General features: G+C 64.3%; 15 protein-coding genes and 1 riboswitch. Of the genes, 11 read left to right on the forward strand and 4 right to left on the reverse strand.

The annotated features are described in order from the left end of the window. Window positions 1-57: 57 nt before the first annotated feature. From AC56DI_RS05850 to AC56DI_RS05900, 11 genes are all read left to right on the forward strand, one after another. A complete protein-coding gene (locus tag AC56DI_RS05850) occupies window positions 58-714 on the forward strand; it encodes a riboflavin synthase (RefSeq protein ID WP_422586747.1) in 657 nt (218 codons plus the stop codon). A gap of 59 nt (window positions 715-773) precedes the next feature. Continuing rightward, a complete protein-coding gene (gene ribBA, locus AC56DI_RS05855; RefSeq protein WP_496345319.1) occupies window positions 774-1,868 on the forward strand; it encodes a bifunctional 3,4-dihydroxy-2-butanone-4-phosphate synthase/GTP cyclohydrolase II in 1,095 nt (364 codons plus the stop codon). Between the two features lie 67 nt (window positions 1,869-1,935). Next, window positions 1,936-2,412 carry a 6,7-dimethyl-8-ribityllumazine synthase gene (gene ribH / locus AC56DI_RS05860; RefSeq protein ID WP_324518705.1) on the forward strand — a complete coding sequence of 159 codons (477 nt, stop codon included), beginning with the start codon at window positions 1,936-1,938 and terminating at the stop codon, window positions 2,410-2,412. Beyond that, a complete protein-coding gene (gene nusB / locus AC56DI_RS05865; protein WP_422586749.1) occupies window positions 2,409-2,900 on the forward strand; it encodes a transcription antitermination factor NusB in 492 nt (163 codons plus the stop codon). The genes ribH and nusB overlap by 4 nt, the downstream gene beginning before the upstream one ends. Window positions 2,901-2,964: 64 nt before the next feature. Further along, the gene (gene thiL / locus AC56DI_RS05870; protein WP_496345320.1) at window positions 2,965-3,933 is read left to right on the forward strand and encodes a thiamine-phosphate kinase; all 969 of its coding nucleotides are present in this window, start codon (window positions 2,965-2,967) and stop codon (window positions 3,931-3,933) included. Then, window positions 3,926-4,411, forward strand: coding sequence for a phosphatidylglycerophosphatase A family protein (locus AC56DI_RS05875; protein ID WP_496345321.1), 486 nt, complete (start codon window positions 3,926-3,928; stop codon window positions 4,409-4,411). The genes thiL and AC56DI_RS05875 overlap by 8 nt, the downstream gene beginning before the upstream one ends. An 11-nt stretch (window positions 4,412-4,422) precedes the next feature. Then, window positions 4,423-5,181, forward strand: a complete 759-nt coding sequence (locus AC56DI_RS05880) for a substrate-binding periplasmic protein (RefSeq protein ID WP_496345322.1) — start codon at window positions 4,423-4,425, stop codon at window positions 5,179-5,181. Beyond that, a complete protein-coding gene (locus AC56DI_RS05885; protein WP_496345323.1) occupies window positions 5,168-5,815 on the forward strand; it encodes a retropepsin-like aspartic protease family protein in 648 nt (215 codons plus the stop codon). Before AC56DI_RS05880 ends, AC56DI_RS05885 begins: the two co-directional genes overlap by 14 nt. Before the next feature lie 110 nt (window positions 5,816-5,925). Further along, entirely contained in the window at window positions 5,926-6,552 is a 627-nt protein-coding gene (ribA, locus tag AC56DI_RS05890; RefSeq protein ID WP_496345324.1) for a GTP cyclohydrolase II, read from the forward strand. Between the two features lie 53 nt (window positions 6,553-6,605). Then, window positions 6,606-6,965: an MFS transporter gene (locus AC56DI_RS05895; protein WP_496345811.1), complete on the forward strand. Its 360-nt coding sequence runs from the start codon at window positions 6,606-6,608 to the stop codon at window positions 6,963-6,965. Continuing rightward, window positions 6,965-7,753 carry a cobalamin-binding protein gene (locus AC56DI_RS05900; RefSeq protein ID WP_496345325.1) on the forward strand — a complete coding sequence of 263 codons (789 nt, stop codon included), beginning with the start codon at window positions 6,965-6,967 and terminating at the stop codon, window positions 7,751-7,753. The genes AC56DI_RS05895 and AC56DI_RS05900 overlap by 1 nt, the downstream gene beginning before the upstream one ends. A 2-nt stretch (window positions 7,754-7,755) precedes the next feature. Here AC56DI_RS05900 and AC56DI_RS05905 read toward each other — a convergent pair whose 3' ends face one another. The 4 genes from AC56DI_RS05905 to AC56DI_RS05920 all read right to left on the reverse strand — a co-directional run bounded on the left by AC56DI_RS05905 (window position 7,756) and on the right by AC56DI_RS05920 (window position 17,060). Further along, the gene (locus AC56DI_RS05905) at window positions 7,756-9,639 is read right to left on the reverse strand and encodes a TonB-dependent receptor domain-containing protein (protein ID WP_496345326.1); all 1,884 of its coding nucleotides are present in this window, start codon (window positions 9,637-9,639) and stop codon (window positions 7,756-7,758) included. 110 nt (window positions 9,640-9,749) lie between these two features. Continuing rightward, window positions 9,750-9,963: riboswitch (cobalamin riboswitch) on the reverse strand. A gap of 98 nt (window positions 9,964-10,061) precedes the next feature. Then, complete coding sequence (gene dxs, locus AC56DI_RS05910; RefSeq protein WP_496345812.1) at window positions 10,062-11,951, reverse strand: 1-deoxy-D-xylulose-5-phosphate synthase; 1,890 nt, start codon at window positions 11,949-11,951, stop codon at window positions 10,062-10,064. A 139-nt stretch (window positions 11,952-12,090) separates the two neighbouring features. Next, entirely contained in the window at window positions 12,091-15,372 is a 3,282-nt protein-coding gene (locus tag AC56DI_RS05915; RefSeq protein WP_496345327.1) for a carboxyl transferase domain-containing protein, read from the reverse strand. Continuing rightward, window positions 15,369-17,060 carry an AMP-binding protein gene (locus AC56DI_RS05920; protein ID WP_496345328.1) on the reverse strand — a complete coding sequence of 564 codons (1,692 nt, stop codon included), beginning with the start codon at window positions 17,058-17,060 and terminating at the stop codon, window positions 15,369-15,371. Before AC56DI_RS05920 ends, AC56DI_RS05915 begins: the two co-directional genes overlap by 4 nt. Between the last annotated feature and the right edge of the window lie 112 nt (window positions 17,061-17,172).

A 17,172-nucleotide genomic window follows, 5' to 3' on the forward strand; every position in this document is an offset into this window, starting at 1 on the left:
TCTGCCTGCCACCGGGCGTTGCCGCCTGCATGGCGTGCTGCCAACCCAGGGGGTCTGATGTTTACCGGAATTATCGAAGCCATTGGCACCATCCGTGCGCTGAGCCCTAAAGGCGGCGATGTGCGCGTCTACGTCGAGACCGGCAAGCTGGATCTGGGTGACGTCAAACTGGGTGACAGTATTGCCGTGAATGGCGTGTGCCTGACCGCTGTGGAGTTGCCGGGCAATGGCTTTTGGGCCGATGTTAGCCGCGAAACCCTGGCCTGCAGCGCGTTTATTGATTTGAAGATCGGCAGCAAGGTCAACCTGGAAAAGGCCCTAACGCCCACCAGTCGCCTCGGCGGCCATCTGGTCAGCGGCCATGTGGACGGCGTCGGCGAGGTGATCTCCCGCGCGGACAATGCCCGCGCCGTGCAATTCAAAATTCGCGCTCCCCGTGAGTTGGCCAAATACATCGCGCTGAAAGGCTCGATCACCGTGGATGGCACCAGCCTGACGGTGAATGGCGTGAATGGCGCCGAATTCGAGCTGACCATCGTGCCGCACACGCTTGGCGAAACCGTGATGGCCGATTACCACGCGGGTCGCCAGGTCAACCTGGAAGTGGACCTGCTGGCCCGTTACCTGGAGCGTCTGCTGCTCGGTGACAAGGCGGCCGAGCCCAAGGCCAGCGGCCTGACGGAAGGCTTTTTGGCGGAAAACGGTTATCTCTAAATTCTGCACTGCGCGCCTTGGCGCCGGTGACCCCTACACATCCGAGAAAGGAGCTGCCCGTGGCGCTCAATAGCATCGAAGAACTGGTTGCAGACATTCGGCAGGGCAAAATGGTCATCCTCATGGATGACGAGGACCGCGAGAATGAGGGCGATCTGATCATCGCCTCCGAGTGCGTAACCGCAGAGCACATCAACTTTATGGCGCGTTTCGCCCGCGGCCTGATCTGCATGCCGATGACCCGCGAACGTTGCGAAACCCTCAAACTGCCGCTGATGGCGCCGCGCAATGGCTCGGGCTTTGGCACCAAGTTCACCGTGTCGATCGAAGCTGCCGTGGGCGTAACCACTGGCATCTCCGCGGCCGACCGGGCCTGTACCGTGCAGGCGGCTGCGGCGAAAAACGCCAAGGCCGACGACATCGTCAGCCCAGGCCATATTTTCCCGCTGATGGCCCAGCCCGGCGGCGTGCTGGCCCGCGCCGGTCACACCGAAGCGGCCTGCGACCTGGCGCGCATGGGTGGTTTCGAGCCGTCCGGGGTGATCTGCGAAATCATGAACGACGACGGCACCATGGCCCGTCGCCCTGAGCTGGAAGTATTCGCCCAGGAACATGGCATCAAGATCGGCACCATCGCCGACTTGATCCACTACCGACTGATCCACGAACGTACCGTTCAGCGGATTGCCGAGCAGCCGTTGGACAGCGAGTTGGGTTCGTTCAACCTGGTGACCTACCGCGATGCAGTCGAGGGCGATGTGCACATGGCCCTGACCCTGGGGCAGATCAGCGCCGACGAACCGACCCTGGTGCGGGTGCATAACATGGAGCCGCTGCGCGACCTGTTTATGGTCAAGCAGCCGGGCCGCTGGAGCCTGCGCGCCGCCATGGCCAAGGTTGCCGAGGCGGGCAGTGGGGTGGTCTTGCTGCTGGGTAATCCGCTCAGTGGCCAGGAGTTGCTAGCCCATCTGGAGCAGCAACTGGGCAGCGATGCCAAGGTCACCACGCCGACCACTTACAGCACCGTCGGCGCCGGTTCGCAGATTCTGCGTGACCTCGGCGTGCGCAAAATGCGCGTGATGAGTTCGCCGATGAAGTTCAACGCCATATCCGGCTTTGACCTGGAAGTTGTAGAATACTTGCCCTCTGAATAAACCCAACTGGGCGCCTCGCGGCGCCCAGGTTGTTTAATCCTGCTCTTTTATAGATACGAGAATGCCCATGACCCTGAAGACCATCGAAGGTACCTTCATCGCCCCCAAGGGCCGTTTTGCCCTGGTAGTCGGCCGCTTCAACAGCTTCGTGGTTGAGAGCCTGGTAAGCGGTGCCGTTGACGCACTGGTCCGCCACGGTGTGAGCGAGAGCGACATCACCATCATCCGTGCACCGGGTGCTTTCGAGATTCCGCTGGTGGCGCAGAAGGTTGCCCAGCGTGGCGAATACGCCGCCATCATCGCCCTGGGCGCTGTGATTCGTGGCGGTACTCCGCACTTCGAATACGTCGCTGGCGAATGCACCAAGGGCCTGGCCCAGGTGTCCATGGAGTTCGGCGTGCCGGTGGCCTTTGGTGTGCTGACCGTTGATTCCATCGAACAAGCCATCGAGCGTTCCGGCACCAAGGCCGGTAACAAAGGCGCTGAAGCTGCACTGTCTGCTCTGGAAATGGTCAGCCTGCTGGCGCAGCTGGAGGCCAAGTGAGTTTTAACAGCGATCTCGATCATCCCGCCCAGCCCGACGAAAAGCCGGCCAAAGGCAAGACCGCTGCGCGCCGCAAAGCGCGCAGTCTGGCCATGCAGGCCCTGTATCAGTGGCACCTGGCCGGTCAGTCGGTAAACGAAATTGAAGCCCAGTTCCGCGTCGACAATGATTTTGTCGGCGTTGATGGCGCTTACTTTCGGGAAATCCTCCACGGTGTTCCGCAGAACAAGACCGAGTTGGATGACGCCTTCGCCGGTTTCCTAGACCGCCCGCTGGAAGAACTGGACCCGGTTGAGTTGGCGATCCTGCGTCTGTCGGCCTACGAGTTGCGTCATCGCATCGACGTGCCTTACCGTGTGGTGATCAACGAAGGCATTGAGTTGGCGAAGATTTTCGGCGCCACCGATGGCCACAAGTTCGTCAACGGCATCCTCGACAAGCTGGCCCCCAAGCTGCGTGCCGATGAAGTGCGTGCTAACAAGCGCTAAGTCTTTTGCCCGTCGGCGCTCCTGTTTGGGGGCGCCAGCTCGCCCCGCAACGGGGCGCTGACGCATGGGTGAGTTCGAGCTGATTCGTCATTACTTCGCTGCCGCGCCCTGTGCGCAGGCGGCCGAAGGCGTGGCTTTGGGCATTGGCGATGATTGCGCCTTGCTCGATCTGCCGACTGGCGAGCAGCTGGCGATCTCCACCGATGCCCTGGTCGCCGGGGTGCATTTTCCTGATCCTTGCGATGCCTTTTTGCTCGGCCAGCGCGCGTTGGCCGTGGCGACCAGCGATCTGGCAGCCATGGGCGCGACGCCGCTCGGTTTTACCCTGGCGCTGTGTCTGCCGCAGGCTACGAATGATTGGCTGCAGGGCTTTGCTCGCGGGCTCAATCAGATGGCCGAGCAGTGCGGCCTGGCGTTGATTGGCGGTGACACCACCTGCGGGCCCTTGAGCCTGACGGTTACGGTGTTCGGTCGCCTGCCGCGGGGTCAGGCGTTGCTGCGCAGCGGCGCCCAGGTCGGCGATCTACTGTGTGTCGGTGGCAGCCTGGGCGATGCGGCAGCGGCCTTGCCCCTGGTGCTGGGTCAGCAGCAAGCGGCGCCGGAGGTGGCGGCCGCGTTGCTGGCCCAGTACTGGTCGCCCAGGCCGCAACTGGCGCTGGGTCAGGCACTGCGCGGCAAGGCTTCGGCGGCGCTGGATATTTCCGATGGCTTGCTGGCCGATTGCGGTCATATCGCCGCAGCTTCCGGCGTGGCGTTGCAGATTGAGCTGGCGCGTGTGCCTTTGTCGCCAGCGATCCTGGCCTTGCTCAGCCTGCCGGCGGCGCAGCATTGCGCCTTGAGTGGTGGCGATGATTACCGTCTGGCCTTTACTCTGCCCGCGCAGCATTTGTCGGGTTTGCAGGCCGACGGCTGGGCGTTGCAAGTGATCGGTCAGGTGGTGGCCGGGCAGGGCGTGCAACTGCTCGATGAACAGAATCGCGTCATTACGCCGCCACAGCGCGGTTATCAACATTTTCGGAGTTCGGGTGACTGACACAAACAAGGCGCCACCGTCGGTGTGGCGCAACCCTTGGCATTTTCTCGCCTTTGGCTTCGGCTCCGGCACCTTGCCCAAAGCGCCCGGCACCTGGGGCTCGCTGCTGGCGCTGGCATTTGTGCCGCTGTGGCAGCTGCTGCCGGCATGGGGCTATGGGCTGATGCTGGTTGTAACCACCATGTTCGGTTGCTGGTTGTGCGGCAAGGTGGCCCGCGACCTTGGCGTGCATGACCACGGCGGCATCGTCTGGGATGAGCTGGTCGGGGTGTGGATCACCCTCTGGCTGGTGCCGGCGGGTTGGCAGTGGCTGTTGCTGGGGTTTGTTCTGTTTCGCCTGTTCGATATCGTCAAACCGTGGCCAATTCGCTGGATTGATCGGCATGTCCATGGTGGAGTGGGAATCATGCTGGATGATGTGCTGGCTGGGGTCTTCGCCTGGTTGAGCCTGCAGCTGATTATTCTCGGATTGAGTTGAACGGAGTCACCATGCTGGGGCGTTGGCTGGGCATGTTGTTGGGTGGGTTGTTGAGCTGTACGGCGGAGGCGGTAGAACAGACGCTGCCGGCTGAAATTCGCGTGGCCGGTGAAGCCTGGGAAGGCCACAGCAACGCCGATGGTTCTGGCCTGGCCTGGGATGTGCTGCGCGCCGTGTTCGAGCCGGCGGGCGTCAAGCTGGTCGCCAGCAGTGAGCCCTACACCCGCTCCATTGGTCTGGCCCAACGCGGCAAGGTGGATGCAGCCCTTGGTTTGTATCCTGATGAGGTGGATGACCTGGACTTCCCGCGTTGGCCCTACGCCGCCGACCGGGTGGTGGCCCTCGGTTTGACCCGTCTGCCCCAGCCGACCCTGCAAACCCTGGCCAATTACCGGCTGATCTGGGTGCGTGGTTACGCCTTTCAGGATCAACTGCCCGGCATTTCTCGCTACCAGGAGGTGCAGCGCCGTGATGGCATCCCGGCGATGTTGCGCGAGGGGCATGCGGATTTTTATATCGACGACGATGCCGAGGTGGACTTCCTCCTCGCCAGTCTTGAGCAGTCGACGGATCTGCGGGTTACCGAGTTGCAGTTGTTGCCGCTGTACCTGGCTTTTGCCCGCACCGAACGTGGTCGGGCGCTGAAGCAGCTCTACGAGCAACGCATGGACGTGCTGGCGCGCAACGGCAGTCTGCGCGCCATCTTCAAACGCTGGAAGGATCACTACCCCTATGACTCAGCACAGGAACCGCACCATGGGACGCCTTGAACGCTTGCTTGTTGCCAGTCTGCTGGCGTGTGTTGGCAGTGCCCAGGCGGCCACTCAGGTGCAGGTGGTGGGCCTGTTTCCGGGGGCGGCGGTGCTGAATGTCGACGGCCTGCGCAAGCTGGTCAAGGTCGGCCAGACGGGCCCTGGCGGCGTTCAGGTGATCAGCGCTGACAGCCGCGGTGCGGTGCTCCGGGTGGATGGTGTGGAGCGGCCCTACAGCCTCAGTCGTGAGTCGAGCGCCGGCTTCGCCGCGCCGGGCAAGAGCCAGACCAGCATTGCCCGCGGTGGCGATGGTCACTACCGGGTGGCCGGTTCTATTGGCGGCCAGCCGATGCAATTTCTGGTGGACACCGGCGCCACTTCAATCGCCTTGAATGAAAGCCAGGCACGGCGTCTGGGCATCGATTTTCGTACCCAGGGTCGGCCGATGGTGGTCAACACCGCCAGCGGCACCGCGCGGGCCTGGCTGGTAAACCTCAATCGGGTCAAGGTCGGCCCGCTCGAGGTGCTCGGTGTCGAGGCTGCCGTGCTGGAGGGCGAGTCGCCCACCGACGCCTTGCTGGGCATGAGCTTCCTCAATCGCGTGCGCTGGCGTGAAGATCAAGGCTTGCTGGTGCTGGAGTCCAAACTCTAATCGGCTGTGCCGATGGTTATCCCGCACAATTCAAGCTGCCTGGCCGGCAGATGCTGCTGCTACAATGCCCGCCCTGCGTTTTTCCGCCCTTTGATTATCAGGAGCATCCGGTGTCTGTCGTGTTTGTCGCCGCCTCCCAACTGCCTACGCCATTTGCGCTGTTCACCATGCACGGTTTCCTCGACGAGGCGACCGGCAAGGAACACATCGCCCTGACGCTTGGTGACTTCAGCGATGGCGCCCCGGTACTCGGGCGTCTGCATTCCGAATGCCTGACCGGCGACGCCCTGTTCAGCCTGCGTTGCGATTGCGGTGCGCAACTGCAAGCGGCCCTGCAAGCGATTGCCGATGAAGGTCGCGGCGTGCTGCTGTACCTGCGCCAGGAAGGTCGTGGCATTGGCCTGCTGAACAAGATCCGCGCCTACGAGCTACAGGATGGCGGCGCCGATACCGTCGAGGCCAATGAGCGTCTGGGCTTCGGTGCCGATCAGCGTGACTACGCCATCTGCCAGCCGATGCTGGAGCACCTTGGCATTAGCGCCATCAAGCTGATGACCAACAATCCGCGCAAGGTCAAAGCCCTTGAGCACTATGGTCTGCGCGTCGCCAGCCGGGTGCCGCTGCAGGCCGGGCAGAATCCGTACAACAAGAAGTACCTCGCCACCAAGGCCGGCAAGCTCGGCCATATGCTCGGCAGCCTGCACCAGGGCGAGGTCGAGTTGGAGCCCAAGGCGTGACCCGCAATGACGTGCGCCGCCGTCTGGCCCTGGCCTGGTGGTGGCAGGTGCTGGTGACCCTGGCGCCGTTGTTGTTGCTCAATGCCCTGTTTGCCGCCGAGAGTGCGTCGTCACTGCTGGCCATGCCGCTGTTTATCGCCGGCTTGGCCTCAATGTTTGTCAGCCTGCCGCTGTTTCATCGCTTCAAGCATGGCCTGATCGCCACCGAAAAAGCCCTGGATACGCCGGACGAGCCCGCTGCCTGGGTTGCCTTGGCGCGCATCCGGCGCCTGGCCTTTGTTGGCGCCGCGTTGCCCGCCTGGATCGCCGCCCTGGCGATCTTCGCCGGTCTGCCGGCCTTGCCGCTGATGCTGCTGGCGCTGTCCAGCCTGGTGCTGTTGTACCTCTACCGCATTCCTCGTCAGCTCGGCTGATGCGCCTGCTTGCGCTGCTGCTCTGTGTGCTGGCCCTGCCGGCGCATGCGCAGCAGCGGGTGGTCAGTCTGGCGCCGTCGCTGACTGAGCTGATGCTGGAGCTGGGCGCTGCCGAGCAGCTGGTCGGCGCGCTGGGTGAGCGGCCGGCTGCGCTGGCGGCCTTGCCCTCGGTGGGTGAGCCCGGACAGCTGGAGTTTGAAACCCTATTGAGTCTGCAGCCGGACTTGGTGTTGCTCTGGCCGGACAGCATCAACGCCGCCCAGCGCCAGCAATTGCGCGACTTGCACATTCCCCTCTACGAGGCCGAACCCCATAGCCTGGAACAACTGGCGAGCCAGGTGGCCGAACTGGGTGCGCGCGTTGGCCGTGCCGAGCGGGGTCGCCAGCTGGCCGTGCAGGTACGTGATGAGTTGGCCCGTTTGCGTGCGCGCTATCAGCGCCCGACGCCGTTGCGGGTGTTCTATCAGGTGTGGGACAAGCCCTTGTATACCTTGGGGGGCGAACAGATCATTTCCGACGCTTTGCGCGTCTGCGGGGCGCAGAACATATTTGCCGACCTGTCCCTGGCAGCCCCACAAATCAGCCTCGAAGCCGTGCTGGCGCGCGACCCTGAGGTGATTCTGGTCAGCGAGGCGCAGCTGCTGCCCGCCTGGCAGGCCTGGCCACAACTGCAGGCGGTGCAGCATGGCCAGGTCTGGGTGATTCCTGACCGCGGCCTTGAGCGTCCCAGCCTGCAGATGCTCAAGGCCACCGCGCAGTTGTGTGAGCGGCTACGTTCGGCCCATTAGTGCTACTGCGGCGTCCAAGTGACGGCTAGCAGGCCGGTACGCCCCGGCTCCTGGTAGCCGTAGGGAGCTGTCGGGTCAAGGGCGTAGCTGGCGTCAAAGCGCTGGTACAGCGAGGTGTAATAGTCCTTATCCAGTACGTTGTTGAGCAGCAGGTCCACGCGCAGGCTGGCACTGGCTTGCCAGCTACTGCGCAGGTCAACCAGGCCATAGCCAGGCACGGTCTGCCGTTCAGCGCTGTAACTCGAGTCAACGATGCTGTAATCGTAGCTCTGGCTGACTGCACGCCAGCTGGCCCCGGCGGAGAACGCACCGAAGGTTCGATCCAGATCGATAAAGACGGTGCGCTTGGGGGTGAGTTGTAAGGTCTGGCCGTTATCGCGGTTGCGCGAGTCAACCAGGCTCAAGCCAAGGCTGGTCTGCCAGCCCAGCAGCTCCTGGCTGAGGCTGGTTTCGAAACCGTTGATGCGAGCCTGTCCCACGTTTTCGGTGCTGTTGCCCTTGTAAGCGATCAAGTCTGTGATGTCGTTGCGGTATAAGGACGTTTCCAGCTGGCTGGCGCCCAACTCTGCACGCCATTGCAGTTCCCAGGTTTTGCTGGTTTCTGCCTTCAAATTCGGGTTGCTGTAGCCCGGATAGTAGAGATCAGTGAAGGTCGGCGCGCGGAAGCCTTCGGCGTAGCTGAGCTGCCACTGCTGGCCAGACTCAAGCGGCAAGCCAAGCGCACCATTCCAGCTGTTCTGCGTGCCGTAGAGCTGATTGTCATCGCGGCGCATGCCCAGTTCGCTGAACATTTTCTCGCCATTGAAGCGGTACTGAAACAGCGCCGCACTATTGCTGCGGCTGTCTTCGGCGTAAGCCGTGCTGCTGTCGAGTTTGTCCTCATACCAGTCGCCGCCCAATGTCAGTTGGTTGGCCGGGTTGAGGTCGAGGCGATTGAGCCAGCTGGCGGAGTGGCGGGTGGTGGCGTTGAGGCCGTTGTTCCACGGCATAGCTGCACCGACAGCCTTGTTGCGGTCATAGCTCTGACCTAGCTCCAGGCGACTATTCCACGTGTCATTGATCTGGCCTTGCAGGAAGCTGCTAGCGCTGCTGACTCGGAACTGGTCGCTGGGCTGTGCTGGGGCCTGCTCGTAGGCGTCGTCGTACTCGTTTTTGCCGTGTTGCTCGTTGTAGTTGAAGCCGGCCTTCCAGTCGTCATTGAACTGATGATCGAGGTTGAGGTACTGCGCCAGATTGCGTTGACCCTCGGTATCGCTATCGGCACCGACGTTGTCGCGGGTGCTGTCGTGGCCGTTGCTCTCGTCGAGGCTGCCACCGAGGCTGAAGCGAGTGCGCGTATCACCGCCGCTAACGCTGACGCTGCGTTGGTAGGTTTGCTTGCTGCCAGCGGCAAGACGGACCGACGGATTCAGCCCGGCCTCGCCATGGCGGGTGAAGATTTGAATGACCCCACCAATGGCGTCGGCACCATACAGCGATGATCGCGCTCCGCGGGTCACTTCCACGCGTTCAATGTTGTCGATGCTCAGGTAATCCAGGCGTGCAATACCGCTGGCGGCTGAAGCAATACGCTGGCCGTCGACGAGGACCAGGGTTTGGGCAGACTTGGTGCCGCGCACTGAATAGGACACCAGGCCGCCGCTGCTGCGGGTGACGACGCCGGGCACGCGGTTTAGCAGGTCAGGCACATTGCGCACTTGCAGGCGCTCAATGTCTTGGCGGGTGAATACGCTTGCTGCGCTGATGGCGGCTTTCTTGGGTTCGGCTACACGACCAGAGGTAATCACCAGCGCCTGGGCCTGCAGGGCTTCGTCGGTGTCGATCGACTCGGCGTGAGTCGTGAACGGCAGCAGGGCAACAGCCAGGGCCAGGGGAGACAGTTTCATTAACAATCCTCAAAAGTAAGCGAAGCTTTCGAGGAGGGCGTTGGCCAGCGATGCGGTGCAGGGAATTCCGGGCAGCCGACAATGCTTGCCGGTGTTTGCCCTCCGCAATACCAGTCACGTCCACCAAGGCCGGTCTCCGGACTGCCGAGCGACGTCTACCAACCTTCCCAGGCGAACCCAGTGGTCTATCAGGCAGACGTTGCAGCGCTGCGTTAGGCAGGCTGCGCTCGGTTACCGTTGCGGGGGCAGTGCTGGCTTTGACCAGCTTCCCGTTTCAGGCTGCAGCATCAGGGCTGGCAGCACACCGTGGCGGATAAAAAACGTCGCGCACCTTAAGGTGCGCGGTGGATCAGGAACAAGTGAAAGTGCGGCAAGCCGACGTGTGGTGCGCTCATGTCACGTCGGCTGCGCCTGCTGTAGCGTTACAGGCAGGCCAGGCGCTCACGCACGGCGGCTTCGATGCCGGCGGCGTCGAGGCCACATTCGGCGAGCATCTGGGTCGGTTTGGCGTGCTCGACGTAGTAGTCCGGCAAGCCCAGGTGGAGCATCGGCTTGAGCAGGTTTTCGCTGGCGAGGAACTCGCTGACGGCGCTGCCGGCGCCACCCATGATGCTGTTTTCTTCGATCGTCACCAGCAGCTCATGCTCAGCCGCCAGTTGGCGCAGCAGGGTTTCGTCCAAGGGTTTGACGAAACGCATGTCGACCACAGTGGCATCGAGCAACTCACCGACCTGCAGGGCTTCAGTCAGCTGCACACCGAACACCAGCAGAGCCGTTTTCTGACCCTGGCGGCGCACTACGCCCTTGCCGATTTCCAGCGGCGTCAGCTCTTGCTCGATACGTGCATTCGGTCCGCTGCCACGCGGGTAACGCACGGCGGCGGGGCCATTGAACAGGTGGCCGGTGGTGAGCATGCGGCGCAGTTCGTTTTCATCGCTGGGCGTCATGATCAGCATGCCGGGGATGCAGCGCAGGTACGAGAGGTCGAAGCTGCCGGCGTGGGTCGGTCCGTCTTCGCCGACCAGGCCGGCACGGTCGATGGCGAACAGCACGTCGAGGTGCTGCACGGCCACGTCGTGAATCAGTTGGTCATAGGCGCGCTGCAGGAAGGTCGAGTAGATCGCCACCACCGGCTTGATGCCGTCGCAGGCCATGCCTGCGGCCAGGGTCACGGCGTGTTGCTCGGCAATCGCCACGTCGAAGTAACGCTGCGGGAAGCGCTGGCTGAACGCGACCAGATCGGAGCCTTCCTTCATCGCCGGGGTGATGCCGACCAGGCGCGCATCCTGCTCGGCCATGTCACACAGCCATTGGCCGAACACGGCGGAGTATTTCGGGCCGCTGATCTTCTTCGGCACCACTGGGGCATTAAGTGGCTCCAGCTTGGTGATCGCGTGGTAGCCGATCGGGTCCAGTTCGGCCGGGGCGAAACCTTTGCCCTTTTTGGTGCTGATATGCAGGAACTGCGGGCCATCCAGGTCGCGCATATTGCGCAGGGTGGTGATCAGCGTCGGCAGGTCGTGGCCGTCGATGGGGCCGATGTAGTTCCAGCCCAGCTCTTCGAACAGGGTGCCGGGGACCAGCATGCCCTTGGCGTGTTCTTCGGTCTTGCGGGCAATTTCCCAGGCGCCGGGCAGGCGCGACAGGACCTTCTTGCTGCCCTCGCGCATGCTCGCGTAGGTGCGGCTGGAGAGGATCTTGGCCAGGTAGTTGGACAGCCCACCGACGTTGTTGGAGATCGACATGTCGTTGTCGTTGAGCACCACTAACATGTTGGCGCCCACATCCGAGGCGTGGTTGAGCGCCTCGAACGCCATGCCGGCGGTCATCGCGCCATCGCCGATTACCGCCACGGCCTTGCGCTTGCTGCCCTGCAGCCGGGCGGCAATGGCCATGCCGAGGGCCGCGCTGATGCTGGTGCTGGAGTGGCCGACGCCAAAGGTGTCGTACTCACTCTCGCTGCGACGCGGGAAGGCGGCGATGCCGTCCTTCTGCCGTAGCGTGCTCATCTGCTCGCGGCGGCCGGTAAGGATCTTGTGCGGGTAGGCCTGATGGCCCACGTCCCATACCAGGCGGTCATCCGGGGTGTCGAACACGTAATGCAGGGCGATGGTCAGCTCGATCACGCCGAGGCCGGCACCGAAGTGCCCGCCGGTTTGTCCGACCGTATACAGCAGGTACTGGCGCAACTCGTCGGCCAGGCCTTCCAGCTCGTTTTCACCCAGGCGGCGCAGCCCGTCCGGCGTGCTCGCACGGTCAAGCAACGGCGTTACAGGGCGCTGGCGGGGGAATTCGTGGAAGGTCGTCGGCATCAGGCGCATCGCGTTCATGGGGCAAAAGATGCGGCAGTTTACCCGAAGCGCCGATATGGCCCAAGCGGCCTGAACGCGCAGGCCGCTGTTGCCGTGCAAAGTGACCGCGCGGCGCCAGCTCGGCCGCCGCGCAGGGCGCTTACCATGTGTCGACGAAGGGCCGTTTTTTGCCTTGGCGCGGCGCCGCCGGCGGTGTGGCGTTGAGGCCGCGCAGCAGCCAGGCGCGGGTTTCGGCGGGGTCGATCACCGCATCGATCTCCAGATAGCTGGCCATATTCAGGCCCTTGCCCTGCTCGTAGGCCTTGGCCACCAGCTTGTCGAACAAGGCTTTTTGCGTCACGGCGTCGCTCTGGGCGGCCAGTTCCTTGGCAAAACCCAGGCGCACCGCGCCTTCCAGGCCCATGGCGCCGAACTCGCCGCTGGGCCAGGCGATGGTGAACAGCGGCGAATGGAAGCTGCCGGCGGCCATGGCCTGGGCGCCGAGGCCATAGCCCTTGCGCAGCACCACGGTGAAGAACGGCACCGTGAGGCTGGCGGCGGCGACGAACATGCGCGAGATATGCCGCACGGTGGCCTGTTTTTCCGCCTCAGGGCCGACCATAAAACCGGGGGTGTCGCACAGTGAAAGCAAGGGGATGTCGAAGGCATCGCACAGCTGCATAAAGCGTGCGGCCTTATCGCCGGCCTGGGCGTCGATGGCGCCACCGAGGTGCGCCGGGTTGTTGGCCAGCAGGCCAAACGGCCGGCCTTCGATGCGGATCAGCGCGGTAATCAGCCCCGGGGCAAACGCGCGGCGCAACTCCAGCACGCTGTCGGCGTCGGCCAGGGTGGCGATCACCTGGCGGATGTCATACACGCGCAGGCGGTTTTCCGGGATCAGCTGGCGCAGCTCGCGCTGGTCGCGGCATTGCCAGTCGGCCAGCGGGCCCTGAAAGTAGCTCAGGTATTGCTTGGCCACCTGCACGGCGGCGGCCTCGTCGGCCACCTGCACGTCGATCACGCCGTTGGGGCCTTGCACGCTGACCGGGCCGACTTGCTCGGGCGTGAAGCGGCCGAGACCGCCGCCCTCAATCATCGCCGGCCCGGCCATACCGATAGTCGCGTTCTCGGTGGCGATAATGACGTCGCAGCAGCCGAGCAGGGCGGCGTTGCCGGCGAAGCAGCGCCCGGACACCACGCCCACCAGCGGCACCAGCCCGGACAGCTTGGCCATGCCGACAAAGGTGTGGCAGTCGAGGCCAGCCACGCCGACGAAGTCGGTATCACCCGGCCGTCCGCCGCCGCCTTCGGCAAACAGCACCAACGGCAGGCGCCATTGCTCGGCCAGTTGCAGCATGCGGTCGGTCTTCTTGTGGTTGATCACCCCTTGGGTACCGGCGAACACTGTGTAGTCGTAAGCGATGCTCATGCAGCGCGCGGCCTGGCTGCCGAACGCTTCGGCATTCACCGTGCCGATACCGGCGATCAGGCCGTCGGCGGGGCTCAGTTGCAGCAGCTCCTCGGTTGAGCGCCGACGCCGTTGTGCGGCCAGGGCCAGGGCGCCGTATTCGCTGAAGCTACCGTCGTCCAGCAGGTCGGCGAGATTTTCCCGGGCGCTGCGTTGGCCGGTCTTGCGCCGCTTGGCCACGGCCTCGGGGCGGCGGGCATCGGTGAGCAGGGCGTGACGCTCCAGCACCTCGGCGAGGTCGGCGCGAATATGCGCCAGGTCCAGGCTCTGCTCATTATGCTGGGCGCTGCCGTCGACTTCGGCGGGTTCGATAAACAGCAGGGTCTGGCCTTCCGCGAGGGTGTCGCCCGGTTGCGCCGCCAGGGCGCGGACGATGCCGCTATGGCTGGCCTTGACCACGAACTCCATCTTCATCGCTTCCAGCACGGCGATGCTCTGGCCAGCGGCCACGGCATCGCCCTCGGCCACCTCCAGGCACACCAGTACGCCGGTATTGGGAGTGGTCAGCGGCACACTGCCGGGCGGTGCGTCGACGCTGTGCAGGGTGGCGGCCACGCTGGCACTGCTGACGGCGAAATAGCGATGGGCGTGGGCCTGTGGTTGAGGTGCGAGCAACTCGGTCAGTTGGTTCTCGACAAAGCGGGTGTTGACCTGATGGCGCTGCACGGCTGGGTGGCGCAGCAGGTTTTGCAGCAGGTGCAGGTTGTTGGCCACGCCCTCCAGGCGGAACTCGCTGAGGGCTCGGTAGGCGCGGCGCAGGGCCGCCGGGTAGTCCGCACCCTGGGCGATCAGTTTGGCCAGCAGCGAGTCGTAACTGGGGCTTACCGGGTAGCCGGCGTAACCGTAGCCATCCACGCGTAAGCCGGGGCCACTGGGCGGATCAAAGGCAGTCAGGGTGCCGACCGCCGGGCGTGTGCTGCCGTCGGCGTGCAGGGTTTCTAGGTTGATCCGCAGTTGCACAGCGAAGCCCTGCACGGCCGGCGGCTGCAACAGGCCGAGTGCGGCCAGGGACTGGCCGGCGATCAGCTTGAGCTGGGTGTGCAGTAGGTCGATGCCGGTGACTTGTTCGCTGACGGTGTGCTCCACCTGCACCCGCGGGTTGGCTTCCATAAAGTAGAAGCGCCCCGGCTGTGCAACGTCGAGGAGGAATTCGAAGGTGCCGATGCCGCAGTACTTCACGTCGGCCGCCAGTTGCAGGGCGGCGGCGATCATGGCGTCGCGCACACCGCTGTCCAGGTCGGGGCTGGGGGCGATTTCCACCAGTTTCTGATTGCGTCGTTGCAGGCTGCAGTCGCGTTCCCACAGATGGCTGACGGCACCGGAGCCGTCGCCGAGCACCTGCACTTCGATATGCCGCGCGTCACTCACCAGTTGTTCGATGTACAGGGCGCCGTTGCCGAACGCCGCCTGCGCCTCGGACTGGCAGCGGGCGTAGGCTTCGGCCAGTGTCGCCGGCTCGAACACCGCGCGCATGCCGCGGCCACCGCCACCGGCCAGGGCCTTGAGCATCACGGCGCCATGCTCGGCGCAGAAGACCTGGGCTTGTTCCAGGCTCACCGCTTGGTTGATGCCGGCCACCAGCGGCACGCCGCAGCGCTCGGCCAGGGCGCGGGCGGCGGCTTTGTCGCCGAACAGTTCGAGCACCTCCGGCGCTGGGCCGATAAAGGTGATGCTGGCGGCCTGGCAGCGGCGGGCGAACTCGGCGTTCTCGGCGAGGAAGCCGTAACCGGGGTGGATGGCGTCGCAGCCTTGGGCGGCGGCAATGGCGATCAGCTGGTCCATGTCCAGGTAGGCCGGCACGCCACGGCCCTTGAGCGGCACGGCGAGGTCGGCCTTGCGCGTGTGCAGGCTGGCGTCGTCGTCTTCGGCGAACACCGCCACCGAACGGATCTCCAGGTCGGCGCAGGCGCGGGCGATGCGGATGGCGATTTCGCCGCGGTTGGCGATCAGCAGGGCAGTAAAGGGCGCGCTCACAGCAGGTTCTCCAATTCGTTCTTCTTCACTTTGCCGGTGGCGGTCATCGGCAGCGCCGCGACCATGCGGATCTCCGGCACCTTGTAGCTGGCCATGGCGTTGCGACACCAGGCGGCAAGTGTCTCGGCATCTTCCGCGCTGCCCGGTTTGAGCACCACGAAGGCCACTGGCTGCTGGCCGCGCTGGGCGTCGGGGCGGCCGATCACGGCGCTGGCCAGTAGGGCCGGGTGTTGCCCGAGCAGGGCTTCCAGCTCGCTGGGGAACACGCTCATGCCGTTGACCTTGAGCATCTCCTTGCGGCGGCCGAGGTAGCGGATAAAGCCTTGCTCAGTGATCTGGCCGAGGTCGCCGGTGTGCAGCCAGCCGTCCTTGAGCGCGGCGGCGGATTCCTCCGGGCGCTGCCAGTAGCCCTGCATCAGCGCCGGGCTGCGCACGCACAGCTCGCCTTCGCTGCCCAGTGGCAGCAGTGCGCCGCTGGCAAAGTCGCAGACCTTGAACTGGGTGCCGGGCACCGGCAGGCCGACGAAGGTCGGTGCACTGGTGAGGTCGAAGTCGTCGTCTTGCAGGCCCCAGGTGAAAGTGTCGCAGGTGTGGGTTTCGGTCATGCCGAAGCTGAACTCGAACAGCCTGCAGCCGCTCAGCGCCTGCCAACGTGCGCGGTAGTCGCGGGTCAGTTTCTTGATAAAGGAGATGCTGCCGGTGCGCTGCAGCGAGCGCAGGTCGTAGTCGCCCACGTGGGGGTGGTCCAGCACCTCGGCGGCGCTGTCGACCAGCAGGCCGCAGTGACTGACTCGGTAATGCTGCACGGCGGCCATAAAGGCCAGGGCATCCCAGCGCGCCAGCAGTACCAGACGGCAGCCGGCGAAGACCGGGAACAGCAGGCCGGCGTTTTCCCCGGCAATCCAGAACTCGGGCAGAAAGTTCAGTAGCACGCTGTCGCGGTCCAGGCCCAAGGCCGTCGGCACGAAGCTGGCGCAGGTGTAGAGCATGTCGCGGTGACTGTGCATGCAGCCCTTGGGCAGGCCGGTGGTGCCGCCGGTGTAGTTCAGTGCGGCGAGGTCATCCAGTTGCGGGCGATGACTTGGCACGGCGGCCGTGCAGGCGGCCAGGGCTGGGTAGAAATCGAGGAAATCGTCACCGCTGATTTTCGGCGCCAGCAGCAGGTCGGCCACCGGGATGCTCGGCGCCGCTGGGCGCAACTCCGACAGGCTGCTGGCCAGCACATGGCGCAGCCCACAGTCGTCGCGCACCGCGCGTACCACCGGCAGCAACTGGTCAAAGCAGAGGAGCACCTGTGCGCCGCTGTCCTTGAGTTGGTAGCTCAGTTCCAGGGCCTTGCTCAGCGGGCTGACCGGCGCATACACCGCGCCGCACTTGAGGATGGCGTAGAAGGTGATATGCAGCTGCGGGCAATTGGGCATAAACACCGCCACCCGATCGCCAGGACGCACGCCCAGTTCGGCCAGCAGCGCGGCGCAGCGGTCGGACTGCTGGTCCAGCTCGGCGTAGCTCAGGCTGTGGCCGTAGAAATCCAGTGCCACGCTGTCCGGTTGCAAGCGTGCCCAAGCCCGCAGGTATTCGCTCAGGGGCTGCTGGCCATGGGGGTAGGTGACGCTGCGCGGGACGGCGGCGGGCCAGGCTGCCGCTTGCAGGGCGGTCAACTGGTCGAGGTAGGCGACTGGGTTCATGGCGATGACTCTGTTGTTTTTATCAGGCGAGCATCTTAGGTAGCCGCTGGCTGCGGCAGAACTGATGCTTATGCATCGGCATGCATGAATCCTATGCATGCTTCGTCGGCGG

Source organism: Pseudomonas sp. BGA-UO-ETr-WB11, assembly GCF_059567785.1.